Genomic DNA, 20324 nt, shown 5'->3' on the forward strand with positions numbered 1-20324 from the left:
GAGCTTGTTCTTACGCATAGAGACTTTGAAACATGAAACGTGCAGTTGCAGGCTCGTCGTTGCCGGACATTCCCGAATCCGTCCGGGTCGTCGTGCTCGAAGTCACGGGGCGCCTGAAGGATCTTCCGGGCGCCCTGCTGCCGGTGCTCCACGGCATTCAGGATGCGCTCGGTTATGTCCCTGAGGTCGCCGTGCCCCTCATCGCCCGCGAGATGAACCTCTCGCGGGCCGATGTGCATGGCGTGATCAGCTTTTATCACTACTTCCGGCAGCAGCCGGCGGGCAAGCACGTGATCCATCTATGCCGTGCCGAGTCCTGCCAGGCGATGGGCGCCGTCACGCTGGAAAAACACGTCAAACAGCGCCTGGGCGTAGACTTTCACGAGACGACCCAGGATGGCCGCTACACGCTGGAGCCGGTCTACTGCCTGGGCAACTGCGCGTGCTCGCCGGCCATGATGGTCGATGGCGAGTTGAAGGGTCGGGTCACGCCCGAACGTTTCGATGCGTGGCTCGCCGCGGAGGTTTCATGAGCTTCACTGTTTACGTGCCGCGCGACGCGAGCGCCCTTTCGCTGGGCGCTGAAGCCGTGGCCGAAACCATCGCCACGGAAGCGGCGCGGCGCGGTATTGACGTTACCGTCGTACGCAATGGTTCGCGCGGCCTGTTCTGGCTGGAACCGCTGGTTGAAGTGGCGACGCCGGAGGGACGCATCGCCTACGGCCCCGTTCAGGCCGAAGATGTTGCAGCCCTGTTCGAGGCGAATTTCCTGCACGGTGGTGATCACGCGTTGGCGCTCGGCCCCACCGAAACCATCGACTATCTGAAAAACCAGCAACGCCTCACCTTCGCGCGCGTCGGCATCGTCGATCCGCGCAGTCTTGACGACTATGTGGCGCACGGCGGCTATCGCGGATTGGAAGCGGCCTTGCGCATGAGCGGCGCCGAGATCGTGCAGACCGTGACCGACTCCGGCCTGCGTGGCCGTGGCGGCGCAGCCTTCCCCACCGGCATCAAGTGGAAGACCTGCCTGGATGCGCAGGCCGTGCAGAAATATGTCGCCTGCAATGCGGACGAAGGCGACTCGGGCACGTACGCCGACCGCATGATCATGGAAGGCGACCCCTTCGTGCTGATCGAAGGCATGACCATCGCCGGCATCGCGGCGGGCGCCACGCGCGGCTACATCTATCTGCGCGTCGAGTATCCGCATGCCCACCATGCGCTGAAGGAAGCCATCGCTGCTGCCGAAGCGGGCGGCTATCTCGGCGACGACGTGCGCGGGAGCGGCAAGGCCTTCCATCTGGAAGTGCGCCTCGGCGGCGGCGCGTATATCTGCGGCGAAGAAACCTCGATGCTGGAATCGCTGGAGGGCAAGCGCGGCCAGGTGCGCGTGAAGCCGCCGCTGCCGGCGATCAACGGACTGTTCGGCAAGCCGACAGTGATCAACAACGTGGTCACCTTTGCGTCGGTGCCGATCATTCTGGACAAGGGCGCGGCCTTCTACCGCGACTATGGCAGCGGTCGCTCGCGCGGCACGCTGCCCATCCAATTGGCCGGCAACCTCAAGCGGCCCGGATTGGTCGAGCGCGCCTTCGGCCTCACCCTGCGTGAACTGATCGAGGGCTACGGCGGCGGCACCGCCAGCGGCCGCTCGGTGCGCGCGGTGCAGGTCGGCGGCCCGCTGGGCGCCTATATCCCTGCATCACAGCTCGATGCGCCGATCGACTACGAAGGCTTTGCCGCCATCGGCGGCATGCTCGGCCACGGTGGCGTGGTGGTGTTCGACGATACGGTCAACATGGCGGCGCAGGCGCGCTACGCGATGGAATTCTGCGCGATCGAATCCTGCGGCAAGTGCACGCCCTGCCGCATCGGCTCCACCCGCGGCGTGGAAGTGATCGATCGCCTGCTCACCAGCGACAACGCCGGACGCCAACGCGAGGAAGTACTGCTGCGCGACCTCTGCCAGACCATGGTGGCTGGTTCGCTGTGCGCGCTGGGCGGCATGGCGCCCTTCCCCGTGCTGAGCGCGCTGGACCATTTCCACGAAGATTTCGCGGGCTCCGCCGAAACGGCGGCCTGAGGAGGTAACGCTGCATGCTGTCTATCGTCGAGATCGATCTCGGTACACCCAAGTCGACGTCGTCCACGATGGTGTCGCTGGACATCGACGGCCGACGCATCGAAGTGCCCGAAGGCACCTCGGTGATGCGCGCTGCCGCGCAAGCCGGCATCAGCATTCCCAAGCTGTGCGCCACCGAGATGCTCGACGCCTTCGGCTCGTGCCGCCTGTGCCTGGTCGAAATCGAAGGCCGCAAGGGCTATCCGGCCTCGTGCACGACGCCGGTGAGCGAGGGCATGAAGGTTGCGACGCAGACGCCGAAGCTTGCCGATATTCGCCGCGGCGTGATGGAGCTCTATATCTCCGATCACCCGCTCGACTGCCTCACCTGCCCTGCCAACGGCCACTGCGAACTGCAGGACATGGCCGGCGTGGTGGGCCTGCGCGATGTTCGCTATGGCTATGAAGGGGCCAATCACGTCAAGCCCAAGCAATTGGACGGCACCGCCAATCCCCTGTTCGCGGCCAAAGACGAATCCAACCCGTATTTCACCTTTGACCCTTCGAAGTGCATCGCCTGCTCACGCTGCGTGCGCGCCTGCGACGAAGTGCAAGGCACCTTCGCGCTGACCATCCAGGGCCGCGGCTTCGAATCCAAGGTATCGGCCAGCCAGAACAACCGGTTTCTCGATTCCGAATGCGTGTCCTGCGGCGCCTGCGTGCAGGCCTGCCCGACGGCGACGCTGTCGGAGAAATCGCTGATCGACAAAGGCCAGGCCGAACACAGCGTGGTCACCACCTGTGCGTATTGCGGCGTCGGCTGCAGCTTCCGGGCCGAGATGAAGGGCCAGGAGATCGTGCGCATGGTGCCCAATATGGATGGCCATGCGAACCACGGCCACTCCTGCGTGAAGGGCCGCTTTGCTATCGGCTACGCCACGCATCCCGATCGCATCACCACCCCGATGATCCGCGCCAAGATTTCCGATCCGTGGCGCGTGGTGAGCTGGGAAGAGGCGATCGGCCACGTCGCCAGCGAGTTCAAGCGACTGCAGGCCACCTACGGCAAGCACAGCATCGGCGGCATCACCTCCTCACGTTGCACCAACGAGGAAACCTATCTGGTGCAGAAGCTGGTGCGTGCCGGCTTCGGCAACAACAATGTGGACACCTGCGCCCGCGTCTGCCATTCGCCCACCGGCTACGGTCTCAAGGCCACGCTGGGCGAATCGGCCGGCACGCAGGATTTCGACTCCATTCGCAGCACCGACGTGGTGCTGGTGATCGGCGCCAACCCCACCGACGCCCATCCAGTGTTCGGCTCGCAGATGAAGCAGCGCCTGCGTGCAGGCGCCCGGCTGATCGTGGTCGATCCGCGCCGCATCGACCTGGTGCGCACGCCGCACATCAAGGCCGACTATCACCTGCGCCTGCGCCCGGGCACCAATGTGGCCCTGCTCGATACGCTGGCCCATGTGATTGTCACCGAGGGACTGGTCGACGAGGAGTTCGTCGCCCGTCGCTGCGAACCCGAAGCGTTCGCCAAGTGGCGCGCCTTCGTATCGCAAGAGAAATACAGTCCCGAAGCGATGGAAAGCGTGACCGGCGTGCCGGCCGACTTGGTGCGCGGAGCGGCCCGCCTCTATGCCACTGGCGGCAACGGCGCCATCTATTACGGCCTGGGCGTCACCGAACACGCGCAGGGTTCGACTTCGGTGATGGCAATCGCGAACCTCGCCATGGCCACCGGCAATATCGGCCGCGAAGGCGTAGGCGTGAATCCGCTGCGTGGCCAGAACAATGTGCAGGGCTCCTGCGACATGGGCTCGTTCCCGCATGAATTCCCCGGCTATCGCCATGTCAGCGATACCACGGTGCGCCACTCCTTCGAACAGGCCTGGGGCGTGCCGCTGCTGAGCGAGCCTGGCCTGCGCATTCCCAATATGTTCGAGGCCGCGCTGGATGGCAGCTTCAAGGGCTTGTACATCGAAGGCGAGGATATCGCGCAGTCCGATCCGGACACCCAGCACGTGACCGCCGCCCTCACGTCGATGGAATGCATCGTGGTGCAGGACCTGTTCCTCAACGAGACGGCCAAGTTTGCACATGTCTTCCTGCCCGGCAGTTCCTTCCTCGAAAAAGATGGCACCTTCACCAATGCCGAGCGGCGCATGTCGATGGTGCGCAAGGTGATGGAGCCCAAGGGCGGCTATGCGGACTGGGAGATCACCCAGCTGCTGGCGCAGGCCATGGGCTATCCGATGAACTACACGCATGCCTCGCAGATCCTCGATGAGATCGCCGAACTGACACCGACGTTCCATGGCGTCAGCTTCGACAAGATCGAGCAGCTGGGTTCCGTCCAGTGGCCGTGCAACGACGAGCATCCCGAAGGCACGCCGGTGATGCACGTCGACGAGTTCGTGCGCGGCAAGGGCCGTTTCATGTTGACGGAATACGTGGCGACCACCGAGAAAGTGAGCGCCGAGCACCCGCTGATCCTCACCACCGGCCGCATCCTCAGCCAGTACAACGTGGGCGCCCAGACGCGCCGCACCGCCAACGTGATGTGGCATGACGAAGACCGTCTGGAAATCCATCCGCATGACGCGGAGGAGCGCGGCATCGTCGACAACGACTGGGTCGGCATCGTCAGCCGCGCCGGCGAAACCGTGCTGCGTGCGGTGGTGTCCGAGCGCATGCAGCCGGGCGTGGTCTACACCACCTTCCACTTCCCCGGCTCCGGCGCCAACGTGATCACCACCGAGAATTCGGACTGGGCCACCAACTGCCCCGAATACAAGGTGACCGCCGTGCAGGTGACGCGCGTGAGCCAGCCATCGGAATGGCAGAAGCGCTATCGCGCATTCACCGAGGCGCAGGAAGCGCTGCTAGAACAATCGGCGAAGCCCGCTTGACCATGGCCGACGACGACGAGGCGATGCGCGGCTATGCCGTGCGTTCGGTCGATCGATGGCGGAACGGCAGCGCCACGCACGAGCAGGATTTTGTCGCGGAAGAAATTCCCATCGCGATGGTCTACAACGGCGCCACCTTCGCCGTGATGATGGCGACGCCGCACGATCTGGACGATTTCGCGCTGGGCTTCTCGCTGACCGAGCACCTGATCAGCCAGCCCGCGCAACTGTTGCAGCTGGAGACACGCACCTTGCTCGAGGGCATCGAGCTGGCCATGCAGGTGACGGACGATGCGCATGGCGCCCACCTCGGCCGTGAACAGGAACGCCTGCTGCCTGGTCGCAGCGGTTGCGGTATTTGCGGAACACGGGATCTTGAGAACGCCGTGCGCCACGAGGGTTCCGTGGGCGATGGCCCCACGGTGACGCGCAAAGCGCTGGAAAACGCGCTGCATGAACTCAAAAGCCGCCAACCTGTGAATCTAGCGACGGGCGCGGTGCATGGAGCCGCCTGGGCCGACGCCTCGGGCCGTATCCTCTTGGTGCGTGAGGACGTGGGTCGCCACAACGCCTTGGACAAGCTGATCGGTGCGATCACGCGTGCAGGCATCGATGTCAACGAAGGCTTCGCCGTAGTCACCAGTCGCGCCAGCTACGAAATGGTCACCAAGGCCGCCAGCGCGGGCATCGCCCTGCTTGCGGCCATTTCGGCACCCACCGCGCTCGCCGTCGAACTCGCCCGCAGCGCCGGCATCACCCTGGTCGGATTTGCGCGACCGGGCAGCCACAATATCTACAGCCATCCCGGCCGGCTGTTGCCGCCGGTGTCAGAGTAAGCACGATGCGCATCGAACGACTCGTCACCATGGCGAACGACATCGCCACCTATTTCACCGTCGAACCGGATCATGCGGCGGCAGTGCTCAGCGTGCGCGACCACCTCAGGCGGTTCTGGGATCCCGCCATGCGGCGGCAGTTGAAGTCATATGTCGAGGAAGGTGGCGAGGGCTTGATTCCGCTGGCGCGAGAGGCCGTGAATGGATTAGAGCTGCCACCGGTGGAGGTGGGTTAAACCTGTGCCACCGGTCCCTTGTGGGAGCGCACCCTGTGCGCGACCGCGGCACAGCAGCGGCAACGCTCCGTCAGATTGTCGCGCACAGGGTGCGCTCCCACACAACAACTCGCCTCATCAGGGACGATTGGTCGTCCCACCGTCGACCACTTCAATCGAAATGACGTTACGCACCCACCGCGCCGGCCGCTTGTCACCCGGCACCAACAGCCGCACCGGACCATCCTTGTCCAACGGCTTGCCATCACGCGTATCCACCAGCAACACCTGCGTATGCCCCAGGGTGGGATCCAGATCGGCCAGCCCGAACACCACCTGGTATTGATCGGCCGCCGTCACGCGCACGAACGAAGCCAGCGCGCGGCCACGCAACGGCTTGTCCAAGGACACGCCAGCCCGCGCGAGCACATCCTCCAGCTTCACGCCCCGCCACTGGCTGGCTGCTTCGTCGTGCGCGGAGGCGGTGACTTCTTCGTGCGGCATGGCGGCCAAGGTCTTGGCATCCAGCGATAGCGCGGGCTTGCCTGCGACCATCACCTGGACGGCTGCCGGTGCGGCGGGCGCGTCGGCGCTCTGCGCAGAAAAAACCACGTTAGCGCTAAGTAGCAAACTACATAGCGCAACTCGTACCCACATCCGCATGGCCATGCCTAGCTCCTAATCGTCAGTGAATTCACGCGGCTTTCACCGCTGCGGAAAAGCTCGAAGCGTACACTCGAGTTGTTGCATCGAAGCATGCCTTGTAGGCGTTCGCCAGTACGGATGGCTGTCCTGATCCAGGTCAGGGGGCCAGGGGAATGATCGGTTTAGCTTAACGCGCAGATCTGGGAAGTACCGTCCAGCCTGTGGGAGGTGCGCGTGGAACCATCGGCCAACCCAAGCACCCGCAAGCAGGAGCGCACCACGTTCCTGTTGCTGCTCATCCTTTTCCCCGTGCTTTCGGTGATGTTCATCGCCGCCTTCGGCTTCATCGTGTGGTTCTGGCAGATGTTCGTCAGCGGCCCACCGCATGTCTGACTTCGGCAAACCCCAGGGGACTGCCATGAGGGATGAGCACCACATCTCCAGCCTGGTCGTGCTGCATCGCCCGGACGCCGCGCCGACGCTGAGCGCCTTCGTCGACGATCACGCGGCGCTGGACATCGCCCTGCAAGGCGAATGCCGCTGCGTGATGGTCTGCGAAACCGACAACCAGCGCGCTGTGCTCGATCTGATCGACACACTGCAGACCCTGCCCGGCGTCATCAACGTATCGCTGATCTACCACCACGTGGAATCCGCCGCCGTCATGGACGAACTGGTGTCCACGGCCGCAATACAGCAAGGAGCCGAGCCATGACCCTGTCCCTGACGCGCCGCGAATTCATTCGCAACACGGCGGTGGCGGTCGCCGCCAACGTAGCCGGCCTGGCGCTGCCTGCTGCTGCGACCAACGTGCTGCTCGAAGGCGACATGGTGCAGCTCAAATGGAGCAAGGCGCCTTGCCGCTTCTGCGGCACCGGCTGCGGCGTCAACGTGGCGGTGAAGGATGGCCGCGTGGTGGCCACGCACGGCGACCAGCTCGCCGAGGTCAATCGCGGCATCAACTGCGTGAAAGGCTATTTCCTCTCCAAGATCATGTACGGCGCGGATCGTCTGACCGCACCGATGCTGCGCAAGAAGAACGGCGTCTACGCCAAGGACGGAGCGTTCACCGAAGTGTCGTGGGACGAAGCCTTCGACGTAATGGCCGCGCAGTTCAAGCGCGTGCTCAAGGAGAAAGGCCCCGAAGCCGTCGGCATGTTCGGCTCCGGTCAATGGACCGTGTGGGAAGGCTACGCGGCCAACAAGCTGCTCAAGGGCGGCTTCCGCAGCAATTCGCTCGACCCGAATGCGCGCCACTGCATGGCCTCGGCCGTGATGGGCTTCATGCGCACCTTCGGCATGGACGAACCCATGGGCTGCTACGACGACATCGAAGCCACCGATGCCTTCGTGCTGTGGGGTTCGAACATGGCCGAGATGCATCCCATCCTGTGGACGCGCGTGACCGACCGGCGCCTGTCCAATCCCAACGTCAAGGTGGCCGTGCTGTCCACCTTCGAGCATCGCAGCTTCGAGCTGGCCGATATCCCGATCGTGTTCACCCCGCAGACCGATCTGGTGATCCTCAACTACATCGCCAACCACATCATCAGGACCAACCGCGTCAACAAGGATTTCATCGACAAGCACACCAGCTTCAAGCGCGGCGTCACCGACATCGGCTACGGCTTGCGGCCGGACGATCCGCTGGAAGAAAAAGCCAAGAACGCCAAGGACCCGAATGCCGGCGAACCGATCGACTTCGCGCAGTTCGCGGCCTTCGTAGCGCCTTACACGCTGGAAAAAACCGTCGAGATGACCGGCGTGGACAAGGGCTGGCTGCAGCAGCTGGCCGAACTCTATGCCAATCCGGACATCAAGGTGGTGTCGTTCTGGACCATGGGCTTCAACCAGCACACGCGTGGTGTGTGGGCCAACAACATGGTCTACAACATCCATCTGCTCACCGGAAAAATTTCCACGCCCGGCAACAGTCCCTTCTCGCTGACGGGTCAGCCCTCCGCCTGCGGCACGGCGCGCGAAGTGGGCACCTTCAGCCATCGCCTGCCCGCCGACATGGTGGTCACCAATCCGGAGCATCGCAAACACGCCGAAGAAATCTGGAAGATCCCGCACGGCATCATCCAGCCCAAGCCCGGCTACCACGCGGTGCAGCAGAACCGCATGCTGCGCGATGGCAAGCTCAACGCCTACTGGGTGATGTGCAACAACAACGTGCAGGCCGGCGCGAACCTGATGCAGGAGACCTACCTGGGATATCGCGATCCACGCAACTTCATCGTGGTATCCGATGCCTACCCCACCGTCACCGCGCAGTCGGCCGACCTGATCCTCCCCGCCGCGATGTGGGTGGAGAAAGAAGGCGCCTACGGCAACGCCGAACGCCGCACGCAGTTCTGGCACCAGCTGGTGAAGGCGCCGGGGCAAGCGCGCTCGGACCTGTGGCAGCTGATGGAGTTCTCCAAGCGCTTCACCACCGACGAATGCTGGCCGGCGGAAATCCTCGCCGCCAATCCGCAGTTCAAGGGCAAGACCTTGTTCGACGTGCTCTACCGCAACGGCAACGTGGACAAGTTCCCCAGCTCGGAGATGGAAGCGGGTTACGACAACGACGAAGCAGCCGCCTTCGGCTTCTATGTGCAGAAAGGCCTGTTCGAGGAATACGCGGCCTTTGGCCGAGGCCACGGGCACGACCTCGCGCCGTTCGACGACTATCACAAGGCACACGGCCTGCGCTGGCCCGTGGTCGACGGCAAGGAAACGCGCTGGCGTTATCGCGAAGGCTCCGATCCGTATGTGAAAGCGGGCACGGGCTTCCAGTTCTATGGCAATCCCGACGGTCGCGCAGTGATCTGGGCCCTGCCGTATGAGCCGCCACCGGAGATGCCCGACGACGAATACGATCTGTGGCTATCCACCGGCCGCGTGCTGGAGCACTGGCACTCCGGCTCGATGACCATGCGCGTGCCGGAGTTGTATCGCGCCTTCCCCGAAGCCGTCGTGTTCATGCATCCCGACGATGCGCGCAAGCGCGGCTTCAAACGCGGCGACGAGGTGAAAGTGGTGTCGCGCCGCGGCGAGATGCGCTCGCGGGTGGAGACGCGTGGCCGCAACAAGCCACCGCAAGGCCTGGTGTTCGTCCCGTGGTTCGACGCCGGACAGCTGATCAACAAGGTGACGCTGGACGCGACCGATCCGATCTCCAAACAGACCGACTACAAGAAGTGTGCGGTCAAGATCGTGGCGGTCTAGGAGAGCCCTGATGCGCGATAAAGCCCTCATCGTCCTCGCCCTCATCGTGGTGCTGGTGGCCGCCGCGGTGGGATACGCCGTGGGCAGGAAATCCTCGCCCGAACCACACGTGGCCGCCGTGCAGAGCGCTGCGCCACCGGCGAAGGCGAGCACCGTCGAGCCCGTGGCCGCCGGCGACCAGATCGATGCGATCCGGCGTGGTGCCCCGGTCAATCAGGAAATCGCCGCGCCGCTGATGGCCCACGTGGAGAATGCGGATATCAAGCGCATCCGCGCCTATCCGATGCAGCCGCCGACCATTCCGCATTCCATCGACAACTACCAGATCGACAAGAATTCCAACCGCTGCCTGCTGTGCCACGCGCGCGCCAACGCCGACAAATTCCAGGCGCCGCCGGTCAGCGTCACCCACTACATGGATCGCAACGACCAGTTCCTCGCCACCATTTCGCCGCGACGCTACTTCTGCAACCAGTGCCACGTGGTGCAGACCGACGCCAAGCCGCTGGTCGCGAACAACTTCAAGGACATCGACACGGTGCTCTCCGAGCAGCCCGAGCAGAAGGCGAACTGATATGTGGCCGCGGCTCAAGGAATGGCTCATTGCACTATGGCGGACGATCCGCCGCCCCAGCGTCCACTACAGCCTCGGCTTTCTCACCCTGGGCGGCTTTATCGCGGGCGTGTTGTTCTGGGGCGCGTTCAACACGGGCCTGGAATTGACCAATACCGAGGCGTTCTGCACCGGTTGCCACGAGATGCACGACAACGTCTTCCAGGAACTGAAGTCGACCATCCACTACACCAACCGCTCCGGCGTACGCGCCACCTGCCCCGACTGCCACGTGCCGCATCAGTGGACCGACAAGATCGCGCGCAAGATGCAGGCCTCCAAGGAGGTCTACGGCAAGATTTTCGGCACCGTCAACACCCGCGAGAAATTCCTCGACCACCGCCTGGAACTGGCCGAACACGAATGGGCGCGATTGAAGGCCAACGATTCGCTGGAATGCCGCAACTGCCATAACTACACATCGATGGACCTCACGCGCCAGTCCACCCGCGCCGCGGAAATCCACAAACGCTGGCTGGGCTCAGGCGAGAAGACGTGCATCGATTGCCACAAGGGCATCGCGCATCATTTGCCGGATATGACGGGCGTGCCGCAGGGCTGAGCAGGCGCCCTTCCTTGTAGGAGCGCACCCTGTGCGCGACGACCCGGCGGAGCGGTACACCGCAACGGGACGGTCGCGCACAGGGTGCGCTCCCACAAGGGCGCTCAGGTAGCCGCGGGCGGCCCCTTCAACTCCACCATATTCCCCTGCGGGTCATACAGGTAAATCGACGGCCCCTCGCCCTTCGCCCCGTAGCGCGACCCGATCTCCCCCACCCGCACACCATGCGCCTTGAGGTGGCCCACGATGGCCGCCTCGTCATAGTTCTCCACCTGCAGGCACAGGTGATCCATGTTGTGGCCCTGCTCGCCCGGCCCAGCGCCGCCCAGACGGCCTAGCTTGCTGTCCAGCGCCACCAGGTCGATCAGCGAATCGCCGGCGCGCAGCTGGATCAGGCCGATCTCGTCCTGGCGGCGCTCTTCGCGGCAGCCCAGCACCTCGACATAGAAGCGCTGCATGGCCTCGGCATCGCGTACGCGCAATACCACGTGGTCGATCCGGGCAAGCTGAAACGGGGGCTGGGGCATGGCGCGGCTCCTGGGGCGGGCATTTCATCTTATGCCGTTTGAGACAAGGACCGCATGGTGGAAAACGCCCGCACCCGCCGGGGAGGCAATCCTGGCCCAGGCACCTTATAATCGCCCTTTTAGCGTGTGGTGGGAGAAGCGGTGAGAACCGCTGCCGAAGGCGCAACGCCCGTAATCGCTCAGGCCCCAGACCATCACCCGCGCAAAGACTCTGGAGAGACCGGTTCAATCCGGCGCCGAAGGGGCACGAAGCACGAGCTCATTGAGCCTGCGCTTCCAAACTCTCAGGCAAAAGGACAGAGGGGCGCTACGCGTGCGGCTTGCACGTTACTTTCGGACGCCCCTGCCATGAGTCAGAACGCCATTCCTTCCCTGCGTGATCTCGAGCACCACGACGCCTTCATCGAGCGTCATATCGGCCCCAACGACGCTGAAATCGCCAAGATGCTCGCGCTGCTGGGCTTCGACTCGCTGGAAGCGATGACCGACGCCATCGTGCCGGGCAAGATCAAGTCGCCGGCGCCGCTGGCCCTGCCCTCGCCGATCACCGAAGTGGAAGCGCTGGCCAAGATCCGCGCCATCGCCGACAAGAACCAGGTGTTCCGCAGCTTCATCGGCCAGGGCTACTACGGCACGCTGACCCCGAACGTCATCCTGCGCAACATCCTGGAGAACCCGGCGTGGTACACGGCCTATACTCCGTACCAGGCGGAGATTTCGCAGGGCCGCATGGAAGCGCTGATCAACTTCCAGACCATGTGCGCCGACCTCACCGGCATGGAGATCGCCAACGCGTCCCTGCTCGATGAAGGCACCGCCGCCGCCGAAGCGATGACGCTGGCGAAGCGTTCGACCAAGTCCAAGTCCAACCTGTTCTTCGTTTCCAACGCCGTGCATCCGCAGACGCTGGAAGTGATCAAGACCCGCGCCGAGGCGATGGGCATCGACCTGCACATCGGCGACGACAGCGAAGCCACCAGCGTCGACAGCTACGGCGTGCTGCTGCAGTACCCCAACACCTTCGGCCAGATCAACGACTACAAGGCGCTGGCCGACGCGGTGCACGCGCGCCACGGCGTGGTCTGCGTGGCCACCGACCTGCTCGCCCTCACCGTGATCGCCTCGCCGGGCGAATGGGGCGCGGACATCGTGGTCGGCAATACCCAGCGCTTCGGCGTGCCGTTCGGTTTCGGCGGCCCGCATGCCGCGTTCATGGCTTGCCGCGACAGCTACAAGCGTTCGATGCCGGGCCGCCTGATCGGCGTCTCCATCGACGCCGAAGGCAAGCCGGCCTACCGCCTCACCCTGCAGACGCGCGAGCAGCACATCCGCCGCGAGAAGGCCACCTCCAACATCTGTACCGCGCAGGTGCTGCTCGCCGTGATGGCCAGCATGTACGCCGTGTACCACGGTCCGGAAGGCCTGGTGCGCATCGCGCGTCGCACGCATCGCCTTGCTGCGATCCTTGCCGGTGCGCTGCGTGATGCCGGCGTCACCGTCGGTCCGGATTTCTTCGACACGCTGCACGTCGTCAATGTCGACGCCGCCGCCCTCCATGCGAAGGCCAAGGCCGCCGGCATCAACCTGCGCCAGATCGACGGCAAGAGCCTCGGCATCAGCCTCGATGAAACCACCACGCGCGCCGACGTCATCGCCGTCGCCGCGCTGTTCGGCGCCACCATCGCCGATATCGACGCGCTCGACGCCAAGACCAACGACGCCCTGCCCGCCGGCCTCGCCCGCACCAGCAAGTTCATGACGCACCCGGCGTTCAACACGCACCACAGCGAGCACGAACTGCTGCGCTACATGCGCTCGCTGGCCGACAAGGACCTGGCGATGGATCGCACCATGATCCCGCTGGGCAGCTGCACCATGAAGCTCAACGCCACCGCCGAGATGATCCCCGTGACGTGGCCCGAGTTCGCCAACATCCATCCGCTGGCTCCGGCCGATCAGGCGACGGGTTACAAGCAGCTGATCGACGAACTCGAAGCGATGCTGGTCGAATGCACCGGCTACGACGCCGTCAGCCTGCAGCCGAACTCCGGCGCCCAGGGTGAATACGCCGGCCTGCTCGCCATCCGCGCCTATCACCGCTCGCGCGGCGAAGGTCATCGCGATATCTGCCTGATCCCGGAATCCGCGCACGGCACCAACCCCGCCTCCGCGCAGATGTGCGGCATGCAGGTGGTGGTGACCAAGTGCGACGCCAACGGCAACGTCGACGTGGAAGACATCAAGCGCGCCGCCGAGAAGTTCAGCGATCGCCTTGCCGCCCTGATGATCACCTACCCGTCCACGCACGGCGTGTTCGAGGAAGACATCGTCAAGATCTGCGAGATCGTGCACGAGCACGGCGGCCAGGTGTACACCGACGGCGCCAACATGAATGCGCTGGTCGGCGTGGCCAAGCCGGGCAAGTGGGGTTCGGACGTCTCGCACCTCAACCTGCACAAGACCTTCTGCATCCCGCACGGCGGCGGCGGCCCGGGCGTGGGCCCGTGCGCAGTGAAGTCGCATCTCGCTCCGTTCCTCCCGGGCACCTACGGCGCTGAAAGCACCGTCGGCATGGTGAGCGCGGCCAGCTACGGCTCCGCCTCGATCCTGCCGATCAGCTGGATGTACATCACGATGATGGGCGCCAGCGGCCTGCGCCGCGCCACCCAGGTCGCGCTGCTCAACGCCAACTACATCGCCAAGCGCCTGGCGCCGCATTACGAGACGCTCTACACCGGCCGCAACGGCCTGGTGGCACACGAGTGCATCCTCGACCTGCGCCCGCTCAAGGACGCCACTGGCATCGGTGCGGAAGACGTCGCCAAGCGCCTGATCGACTTCGGCTTCCACGCACCGACGCTGAGCTTCCCGGTCGCCGGCACGCTGATGGTCGAACCGACCGAAAGCGAATCGCAGTCCGAGCTCGATCGCTTCATCGACGCCATGATCCAGATCCGCGACGAAATCCGCGCCGTGGACGAAGGCAAGCTCGACCGCGAAGACAACCCGCTCAAGCACGCCCCCCACACCACCGTGATGGTGTCCGCTTCCGAGTGGACCCACGCCTACACCCGCGAACTGGCCGCCTTCCCGCTGCCCAGCCTGAAGTTCCAGAAGTACTGGTCGCCAGTCGCCCGCGTGGACAACGTCTACGGCGACAAGAACGTCTTCTGCAGCTGCGTCCCGGTGGAAGCATTCAAGGGTGAAATCGAAGCCTTCAGCGAACCGAACGTCGCCTGATCTCTCGCTACATCGTTTGACGAAAAGGGTCCCGCAAGGGGCCCTTTTTATTGCGCCTCAAAGACGCGAGTCACACCGAAACTCCTCACCACGCCAAAAGCCGCCCCCTTGTAGGAGCGCACCCTGTGCGCGACCCACCACTCAAAAACCATCCACACAACCCCATCAAATCCTCAAACCCCAAAACCACCGCCCCACACTTGTGGGAGCGCACCCTGTGCGCGACTCCGACGAAGCGCGCCCTCTCAGCATCCGCAAACCGACCTTTCAAACAGCCCAGACAACGTTGTCAGAAAAGTCTCATAAGAAACGACTAGCCATCCAAACGCCTAAATCGTTCTAGTCGCAACGCACCATCCCCCATCGCCATAAACCCCAAGCGATCACCCCTCAATCTCGCTGCAACGCACGAAAAACAAGCCACGTCCCCACATATAACCATCCATCCATAACGATCAATTTTGCTTCCCAAATTCACAACAGACGTCACAGTTCCCAGCAACTTTTAAGGACAACGTTGTCAAGAGTGGACACAAAGACGACATCGCCATGACCCCGGCAAGTCATGAACCGCAGGGACAGCATGGGGACGCCCACCGCCGATCGAAGTCGGCTCGTCGCCAGGGAAACCTTCCGCCTCAGTGATGCAACACAACCAGGAGACGCTTCCATGCACTTGAAGAAGTCGGTTGTTTGGCTACGCACGGCACTCAACGCCATCGGCACCACCGCGGGTGGTGCGATGGCCATGAGCCTGATGACGCTCGCTCCCGTCCAAGCGGTACATGCCCAGGCCACCTGCGCCGCAGCGTGGAGCGCGAGCACGGTCTACACCGGCGGCCAGACCGCGAGCGAGAACGGCACCAACTACCTCGCCAACTGGTGGACGCAGGGCAATGACCCGGCCACCAACAGCGGGGGTGCCGGCTCCGGCCAGCCGTGGACCTCGCAAGGCGCGTGTACGGGCGGATCGTCCGGTGGTGGCGGCACAGGCGGCGGTGGTACCGGCGGTGGCGGCACGGGTGGCGGCGGCACAGGTCCCACCAATCCGCCCGGCACCGGCGCGAACCTGGTGTTCAGTCCGTACAAGGACGTGACCATCAACCTCAACTGGAACACCAATGTCATGCAGACCGCGGCGGCCACGGGCTCGTCGATACCGGTGGTCGGCAGCGGCAGCCTCAAGTCCAACTACGTGACCAACCTCGGCGCCATCACCCTCGCCTTCGCCACCGGCGAATGCGGCAGCGAAAACTGGGGCGGCGTCCCGGGCGCCAGCTTCGCCAGCGCCAATATCTCCGCACTCTCCAATGCCGGCGTGTCCTACATCGTCTCCACCGGCGGCCAGGCAGGCACCTTCACCTGCGGCAGCACCGCCAACTTCGCCACGTTCCTGTCGCGCTACATGTCGCCGAAGATGGTGGGCGTGGACTTCGACATCGAAGGCGGCCAATCGCAGGCGACCATCAACAATCTCGTGGCGGCCGCCGTGTACGGCCAGTCGCTGTATCCCAACCTGCGCTTCTCCTTCACCCTCGCCACGCTGGGCGCATCCGACGGCAGCTACGGCGGCGTCAACAGCCTCGGCGACATGGTGGTGAAGGCGATCAAGGCCTCCTCGCTGACCAACTACACCATCAATCTGATGGCGATGGACTACGGCTCATCCGCCGCCTCGTACCTGTGCGTGGTCTCGGGCAGCAGCTGCGACATGGGCCAGTCGGCCATCCAGGCGGTGAAGAACCTCGAACACACCTACGGCATCTCGCCGAACAAGATCGAGATCACCCCAATGATCGGCATCAACGACGCCGCGAGCGAAAACTTCACCATCGCCAACGCCGACGCCATCACCACCTACGCCGTCGCCAACGGCCTCGCCGGCATCCACTTCTGGTCGCTCGACCGCGATACGCCGTGTAATCAGAACTACGCCTCGCCGACTTGCAACTCGGTGCCATCGACGACGCCGCTGCAGTACACAAAGCGGTTCTTGAGCGATTTGGGGCGGTAAGCCATCGGATCACGGGTCGGCGCAGACGCCGACCCGTGATCACTGCCCGAAGCTCAGTCCCACCAGAGAAAGACCGTGTGCGTGCGCTCTATCTCTTTCTGCAACGCATCCACCGTCAAAGTGCCTTGATCCACGATGTCCGGGCAGAATGCATAGAGGTCCTTTGCGAACGCGCGCATATCACGCGGCGGCTTCTTTAGGCGAAACTGGATGGTGTCCGTTTCCGCCTGAAAAATATCGATGCCATACGCGGCATCCCATGTCCGGAGTTTCTTGATCAGATCTTCCGTACCCATGCCGTGATTGACCGCATCGGATGCAGCAATCCGCAGTACGTCGAATTGCGACGTTCCCTTTCCGATCACAATCTCGGCCCCGACCGAAGGCGGGGTGGCAAGGCTGTTGGTTGTTCCGATGAACGCCACGAGGCCCGGCCCCAGCCTGCCCCGAAGATCGCGCAAGAGCGTTTCCGCAAGCTCCGGCTTTACCACCACGGAACGCGCGCCCGAATACCGATCCCGGCCGAAGTCCCTGGTCGAATAGTGGCGAACCTCACCGAGGTTCTGCTGCTCAAGGTAAGCCGAAGCTTCATCAAGAGTACGCAAGCTTTGTACGTCGGACGCGGATGCGCCCGAGGCAAATACCAACCCTGCAATCCATGTCCAAATACGCTTGCTCATGTTCACCTCCCCTGAGATGCGAGTCGTCATCAATGACCACGCGCATGATGCCGCATTCAGCGCTCGCCAAAAACAAGGCCCCGCATGAAGCAGGGCCTTGGTGTTCGGCACACTAATCGTGATCAGGCAAACGGATCATCCAGCACAATCGAGCAAACGGGACGGAGGTAGTTAGTTCGAACAATGACGGCGGGACTTAGCTGCCTCTGTCCCTTTCATCGGTCCCGCTTGTCGTGCGTTTGCCCTTAATCAACAAGAGGCCGATAAGCGCGCACCACAGGCTTTGCCCTTTCCAGGTCGTACCGCGCCTGAAGTGCCAGCCAGTAGAACGCGGTGGTGTCGAAGGCGAGGGAGAGGCGGATGGCGATCTTGGCGGTGATGGGGTGGGTGTCGGCGATGAAGGCTTTGATCTGATTGGACGGTATGCCGGTGCGGCGAGCGAGTTGGGCAGGGTTGAGGGCGTTGGGGATCAGGTAGGCGTGCAGCAGGATGTCGCCGGGGGCTCGCAGCGGTTGCGAGGGGTCCACTTCCGAATGCGGGGTGAGCTGGATCAGTTCCATGGTGGTTCCTCCCTGTCGGACACGGCCGCGCAGCGGATAGGCGCTTACAGCGCTCCGTGTCAGTGAATGCTTGGCAGCTTCGTCGGTGATCGTCCGAATGCGGCGCATCGCCATGCCGGCCGATGCGCTGCAACGGCGATCATCGGAGGCGTGTGGTGTTCACTCGAGGCTCGTCACCGAGCAGGCGGGCGTACTGCTGGAGACAGTGGATCGCCGTGCCCAGGCTGGCCGTGACGGCCACGGGAAGCCGCCATGGCAGCGGTCTGCCGGGGAATCCTCGCGCCTGTGCGTGGCGGCATTGCTCGCTGTCGAGACGCAGGCGCGTGAGGGCGAGTACCGCCAGGGCGATATCGCCGCGATTACGGTGACGCAGGGTCTCGGGCCATGCCACCAACGTCGATGACGGGTCGCGAGGTGGAGGAGTGAGGGTGTCGTCAGGGGGAACGGACGAGCGAATGCGTACCGTATGATCGTGGATAGCCATGATCAACTCCGTAGAAGTTGGTGGTGGTTAGCGGGTCGTGCGTGTTACTAGCACTCACGGCCCGCGCCTCATGACCTGGTGGTCATGGTCATTCGCGAGGCCGTGCAACTCGGCAGCGTGAATGACCGACTGACCCTAACAAGCAGGGTCGGCATCGTCTGTCAGGGTTGGGCGAGATGGATGTCCGCGTGGTCGCAGGGAAGCGTGAGGACTCAGGGCCATCTCAGAGCCACATTTCTGGCTAGAAACCGAGGGCCAAAAGAGGTGAAAGTGCGCTCTGCCCCCAGTTTTGCTGTTGCTCCAATCGAGCGCCCGCCACTGTCCATGACCGATGCCCAGTGGAGGCGACATCTAAGTATCTAATATTTAACGATTAAGCTCATTAGGGCGCAAATCTGGTGCCCTGTAGCCTGCAGATTTCTGCTCTGCCATGCGAGCCCTATGCCCTCCGACACTGTGGCATCATTTTGGCTAGATGAAACGTCGCTAGCCTTCAGCCTTCGCAAGGCTTCCGTCTTCTGACTCTCCTGGCTGACCGTGCAGTACGAAAATGACGCTCGCTCCCCTTAGACAACACGACGAAATCTGGCGCCGCATTTCGGTGTTGGAAGTCGCTGTGTCCACTGGCGAACCTCTAAACGAGGTCGTGTGGCACGGAATCAAGAGAGATTTGCTTCAACTGCAAAAGGTGCCATCTGAAGCGTCGGCATCCTTTGCCTCTTTCGCATATATTCAGATCTTTCGCGGCGGCGTAGACGTCGACGAATACGTGAAGTGCGCCCGCCGAGCAATTGCAGATCCCAAACTCCCTCATCAGAGCTACTTCCAGTTGCTCTCCTCGGCCGCACGCATAGCGGAACCCAAAATGTTCGATGAAGTGCTTGCCGCTGCACTCAGTCGCAACGTGCCAGTTCCCGTCAAGCTGTATGTAGCATGCGTGATGCAACTGGGGAGATTGCGAGACGCCGCCTCGCAAATATTGGCCTACCCCAAGGATTTCGAGAAGGCTGACACGATCTGGGGTGCGGATGAGGTCGTTGAGGCTGCAACGTACCTCGCATCTCTTGGAGTAAGCGATGAGATGCTAGAGGCGCGGGTCAACGTAGCCGCCAAGACACTAATGCGATTGTCGGAAAGAGCCGTACACAATAGTGTTATCGAACCTACGGCCAGTGGCGTCATCTTTGGTATGCCTAGTCCATCAAATGATCAGATGCGCGCCGATTTTGATCTTGCGATAACCGAAGCCCTTATCGATAACTTCGAAGAGCCACTTTTTGATGCGGTTAGTTTCCTCGTCTATCCGATAGACCTTTTCCAGACATTTCTACGGCTGAACAGCGAAGGAAAAACGGCCAGTGGACTCGCGTGACTTCCTGATTAGCGCTCAACAGTGCGTGTCTCGATACAAAGCAACTCCCGACGAAATCGAGTTACGTAACGCGATCAGTCGCGGCTACTACTGGTCGTACCACCGTGCCGTTCGCGCCATTGGAATGCTAAACCTTCCACAAATTACCTCTGCGCCCTCGAAAGGGATGCATAAGCAGCTGGCTAGCCGATATCACGCATCAAACTCTAAATCACTTAAGGTCATTGGCGGGTTACTGGAAGCTGCTCACAAAACGCGCTGCCTTGCTGACTACAAGCTCGCTGAGAAAATATCTCTTAGCCTCGTAAATCAGCACCTCAGCAAATGCGAATCAATCTGCCAGCGTATCGAGCAGGCGGTCAAAGCTGCAGACCAATAAG

17 protein-coding genes and 1 riboswitch are annotated in these 20324 nt (G+C 62.9%); of the genes, 13 read left to right on the plus strand and 4 right to left on the minus strand.

The features are described 5' to 3' along the window. Nucleotides 1-32 precede the first annotated feature (32 nt). From Y882_RS03365 to Y882_RS03385, 5 genes are read left to right on the plus strand one after another with little or no spacing between them, the layout of a single operon-like run. The gene (locus Y882_RS03365; RefSeq protein ID WP_046970467.1) at nt 33-533 is read left to right on the plus strand and encodes a formate dehydrogenase subunit gamma; all 501 of its coding nucleotides are present in this window, start codon (nt 33-35) and stop codon (nt 531-533) included. Then, nucleotides 530-2086 carry a formate dehydrogenase beta subunit gene (locus Y882_RS03370; RefSeq protein WP_046970468.1) on the plus strand — a complete coding sequence of 519 codons (1557 nt, stop codon included), beginning with the start codon at nt 530-532 and terminating at the stop codon, nt 2084-2086. The genes Y882_RS03365 and Y882_RS03370 overlap by 4 nt, the downstream gene beginning before the upstream one ends. A 14-nt stretch (nt 2087-2100) precedes the next feature. After that, nucleotides 2101-4983 (plus strand): formate dehydrogenase subunit alpha, encoded by a 2883-nt coding sequence (gene fdhF / locus Y882_RS03375; RefSeq protein WP_046970469.1) that lies wholly within the window; start codon nt 2101-2103, stop codon nt 4981-4983. A 2-nt stretch (nt 4984-4985) separates the two neighbouring features. Continuing rightward, complete coding sequence (gene fdhD, locus Y882_RS03380) at nt 4986-5819, plus strand: formate dehydrogenase accessory sulfurtransferase FdhD (RefSeq protein WP_046970470.1); 834 nt, start codon at nt 4986-4988, stop codon at nt 5817-5819. A gap of 5 nt (nt 5820-5824) precedes the next feature. Continuing rightward, complete coding sequence (locus Y882_RS03385; protein WP_046970471.1) at nt 5825-6055, plus strand: formate dehydrogenase subunit delta; 231 nt, start codon at nt 5825-5827, stop codon at nt 6053-6055. A 117-nt stretch (nt 6056-6172) separates the two neighbouring features. Here the strand turns inward: Y882_RS03385 and Y882_RS03390 are convergent, their stop codons facing one another. Next, nucleotides 6173-6646 carry a molybdopterin-dependent oxidoreductase gene (locus Y882_RS03390; RefSeq protein ID WP_052949643.1) on the minus strand — a complete coding sequence of 158 codons (474 nt, stop codon included), beginning with the start codon at nt 6644-6646 and terminating at the stop codon, nt 6173-6175. Nucleotides 6647-6913: 267 nt separating this feature from the next. On the opposite strand from Y882_RS03390, the gene Y882_RS03395 reads away from it, so the two are divergent. The 5 genes from Y882_RS03395 to Y882_RS03415 are packed head-to-tail and all read left to right on the plus strand — an operon-like array spanning nt 6914 to nt 11067. Then, the gene (locus Y882_RS03395; RefSeq protein WP_046970473.1) at nt 6914-7072 is read left to right on the plus strand and encodes a periplasmic nitrate reductase, NapE protein; all 159 of its coding nucleotides are present in this window, start codon (nt 6914-6916) and stop codon (nt 7070-7072) included. 25 nt (nt 7073-7097) lie between these two features. Continuing rightward, nucleotides 7098-7394 (plus strand): chaperone NapD, encoded by a 297-nt coding sequence (locus Y882_RS03400; RefSeq protein WP_046970474.1) that lies wholly within the window; start codon nt 7098-7100, stop codon nt 7392-7394. Beyond that, entirely contained in the window at nt 7391-9892 is a 2502-nt protein-coding gene (gene napA / locus Y882_RS03405; protein ID WP_244466194.1) for a periplasmic nitrate reductase subunit alpha, read from the plus strand. Before Y882_RS03400 ends, napA begins: the two co-directional genes overlap by 4 nt. A gap of 10 nt (nt 9893-9902) precedes the next feature. Beyond that, nucleotides 9903-10466 carry a nitrate reductase cytochrome c-type subunit gene (locus Y882_RS03410; protein ID WP_052949646.1) on the plus strand — a complete coding sequence of 188 codons (564 nt, stop codon included), beginning with the start codon at nt 9903-9905 and terminating at the stop codon, nt 10464-10466. Nucleotide 10467: 1 nt separating this feature from the next. Then, nucleotides 10468-11067: a cytochrome c3 family protein gene (locus Y882_RS03415; RefSeq protein WP_046970475.1), complete on the plus strand. Its 600-nt coding sequence runs from the start codon at nt 10468-10470 to the stop codon at nt 11065-11067. 104 nt (nt 11068-11171) lie between these two features. Here Y882_RS03415 and Y882_RS03420 read toward each other — a convergent pair whose 3' ends face one another. Then, the gene (locus Y882_RS03420; RefSeq protein WP_046970476.1) at nt 11172-11594 is read right to left on the minus strand and encodes a VOC family protein; all 423 of its coding nucleotides are present in this window, start codon (nt 11592-11594) and stop codon (nt 11172-11174) included. Between the two features lie 201 nt (nt 11595-11795). Continuing rightward, a riboswitch (glycine riboswitch) is annotated at nt 11796-11904 on the plus strand. A 38-nt stretch (nt 11905-11942) separates the two neighbouring features. Between Y882_RS03420 and gcvP the strand changes: the two genes are divergently transcribed. After that, nucleotides 11943-14834, plus strand: coding sequence for an aminomethyl-transferring glycine dehydrogenase (gene gcvP, locus Y882_RS03425; RefSeq protein ID WP_046970477.1), 2892 nt, complete (start codon nt 11943-11945; stop codon nt 14832-14834). A 670-nt stretch (nt 14835-15504) separates the two neighbouring features. Then, on the plus strand, nt 15505-16848 hold the full coding sequence (locus Y882_RS03430; protein WP_046970478.1) for a carbohydrate-binding protein: 1344 nt from the start codon (nt 15505-15507) through the stop codon (nt 16846-16848). Nucleotides 16849-16901: 53 nt separating this feature from the next. On the opposite strand, the gene Y882_RS18745 is transcribed toward Y882_RS03430, so the two are convergent. Next, the gene (locus tag Y882_RS18745) at nt 16902-17528 is read right to left on the minus strand and encodes a DUF4253 domain-containing protein (RefSeq protein WP_162207386.1); all 627 of its coding nucleotides are present in this window, start codon (nt 17526-17528) and stop codon (nt 16902-16904) included. A gap of 245 nt (nt 17529-17773) precedes the next feature. After that, nucleotides 17774-18088, minus strand: a complete 315-nt coding sequence (locus Y882_RS03440; protein WP_046970479.1) for a HigA family addiction module antitoxin — start codon at nt 18086-18088, stop codon at nt 17774-17776. A gap of 1034 nt (nt 18089-19122) precedes the next feature. Here Y882_RS03440 and Y882_RS03450 point away from each other — a divergent pair. Further along, on the plus strand, nt 19123-19944 hold the full coding sequence (locus tag Y882_RS03450) for a hypothetical protein (protein WP_046970481.1): 822 nt from the start codon (nt 19123-19125) through the stop codon (nt 19942-19944). Nucleotides 19945-20324: the final 380 nt, after the last annotated feature.

Source organism: Dyella japonica DSM 16301, from assembly GCF_001010355.1.
In the GTDB taxonomy this organism is placed as follows: domain Bacteria; phylum Pseudomonadota; class Gammaproteobacteria; order Xanthomonadales; family Rhodanobacteraceae; genus Dyella; species Dyella japonica.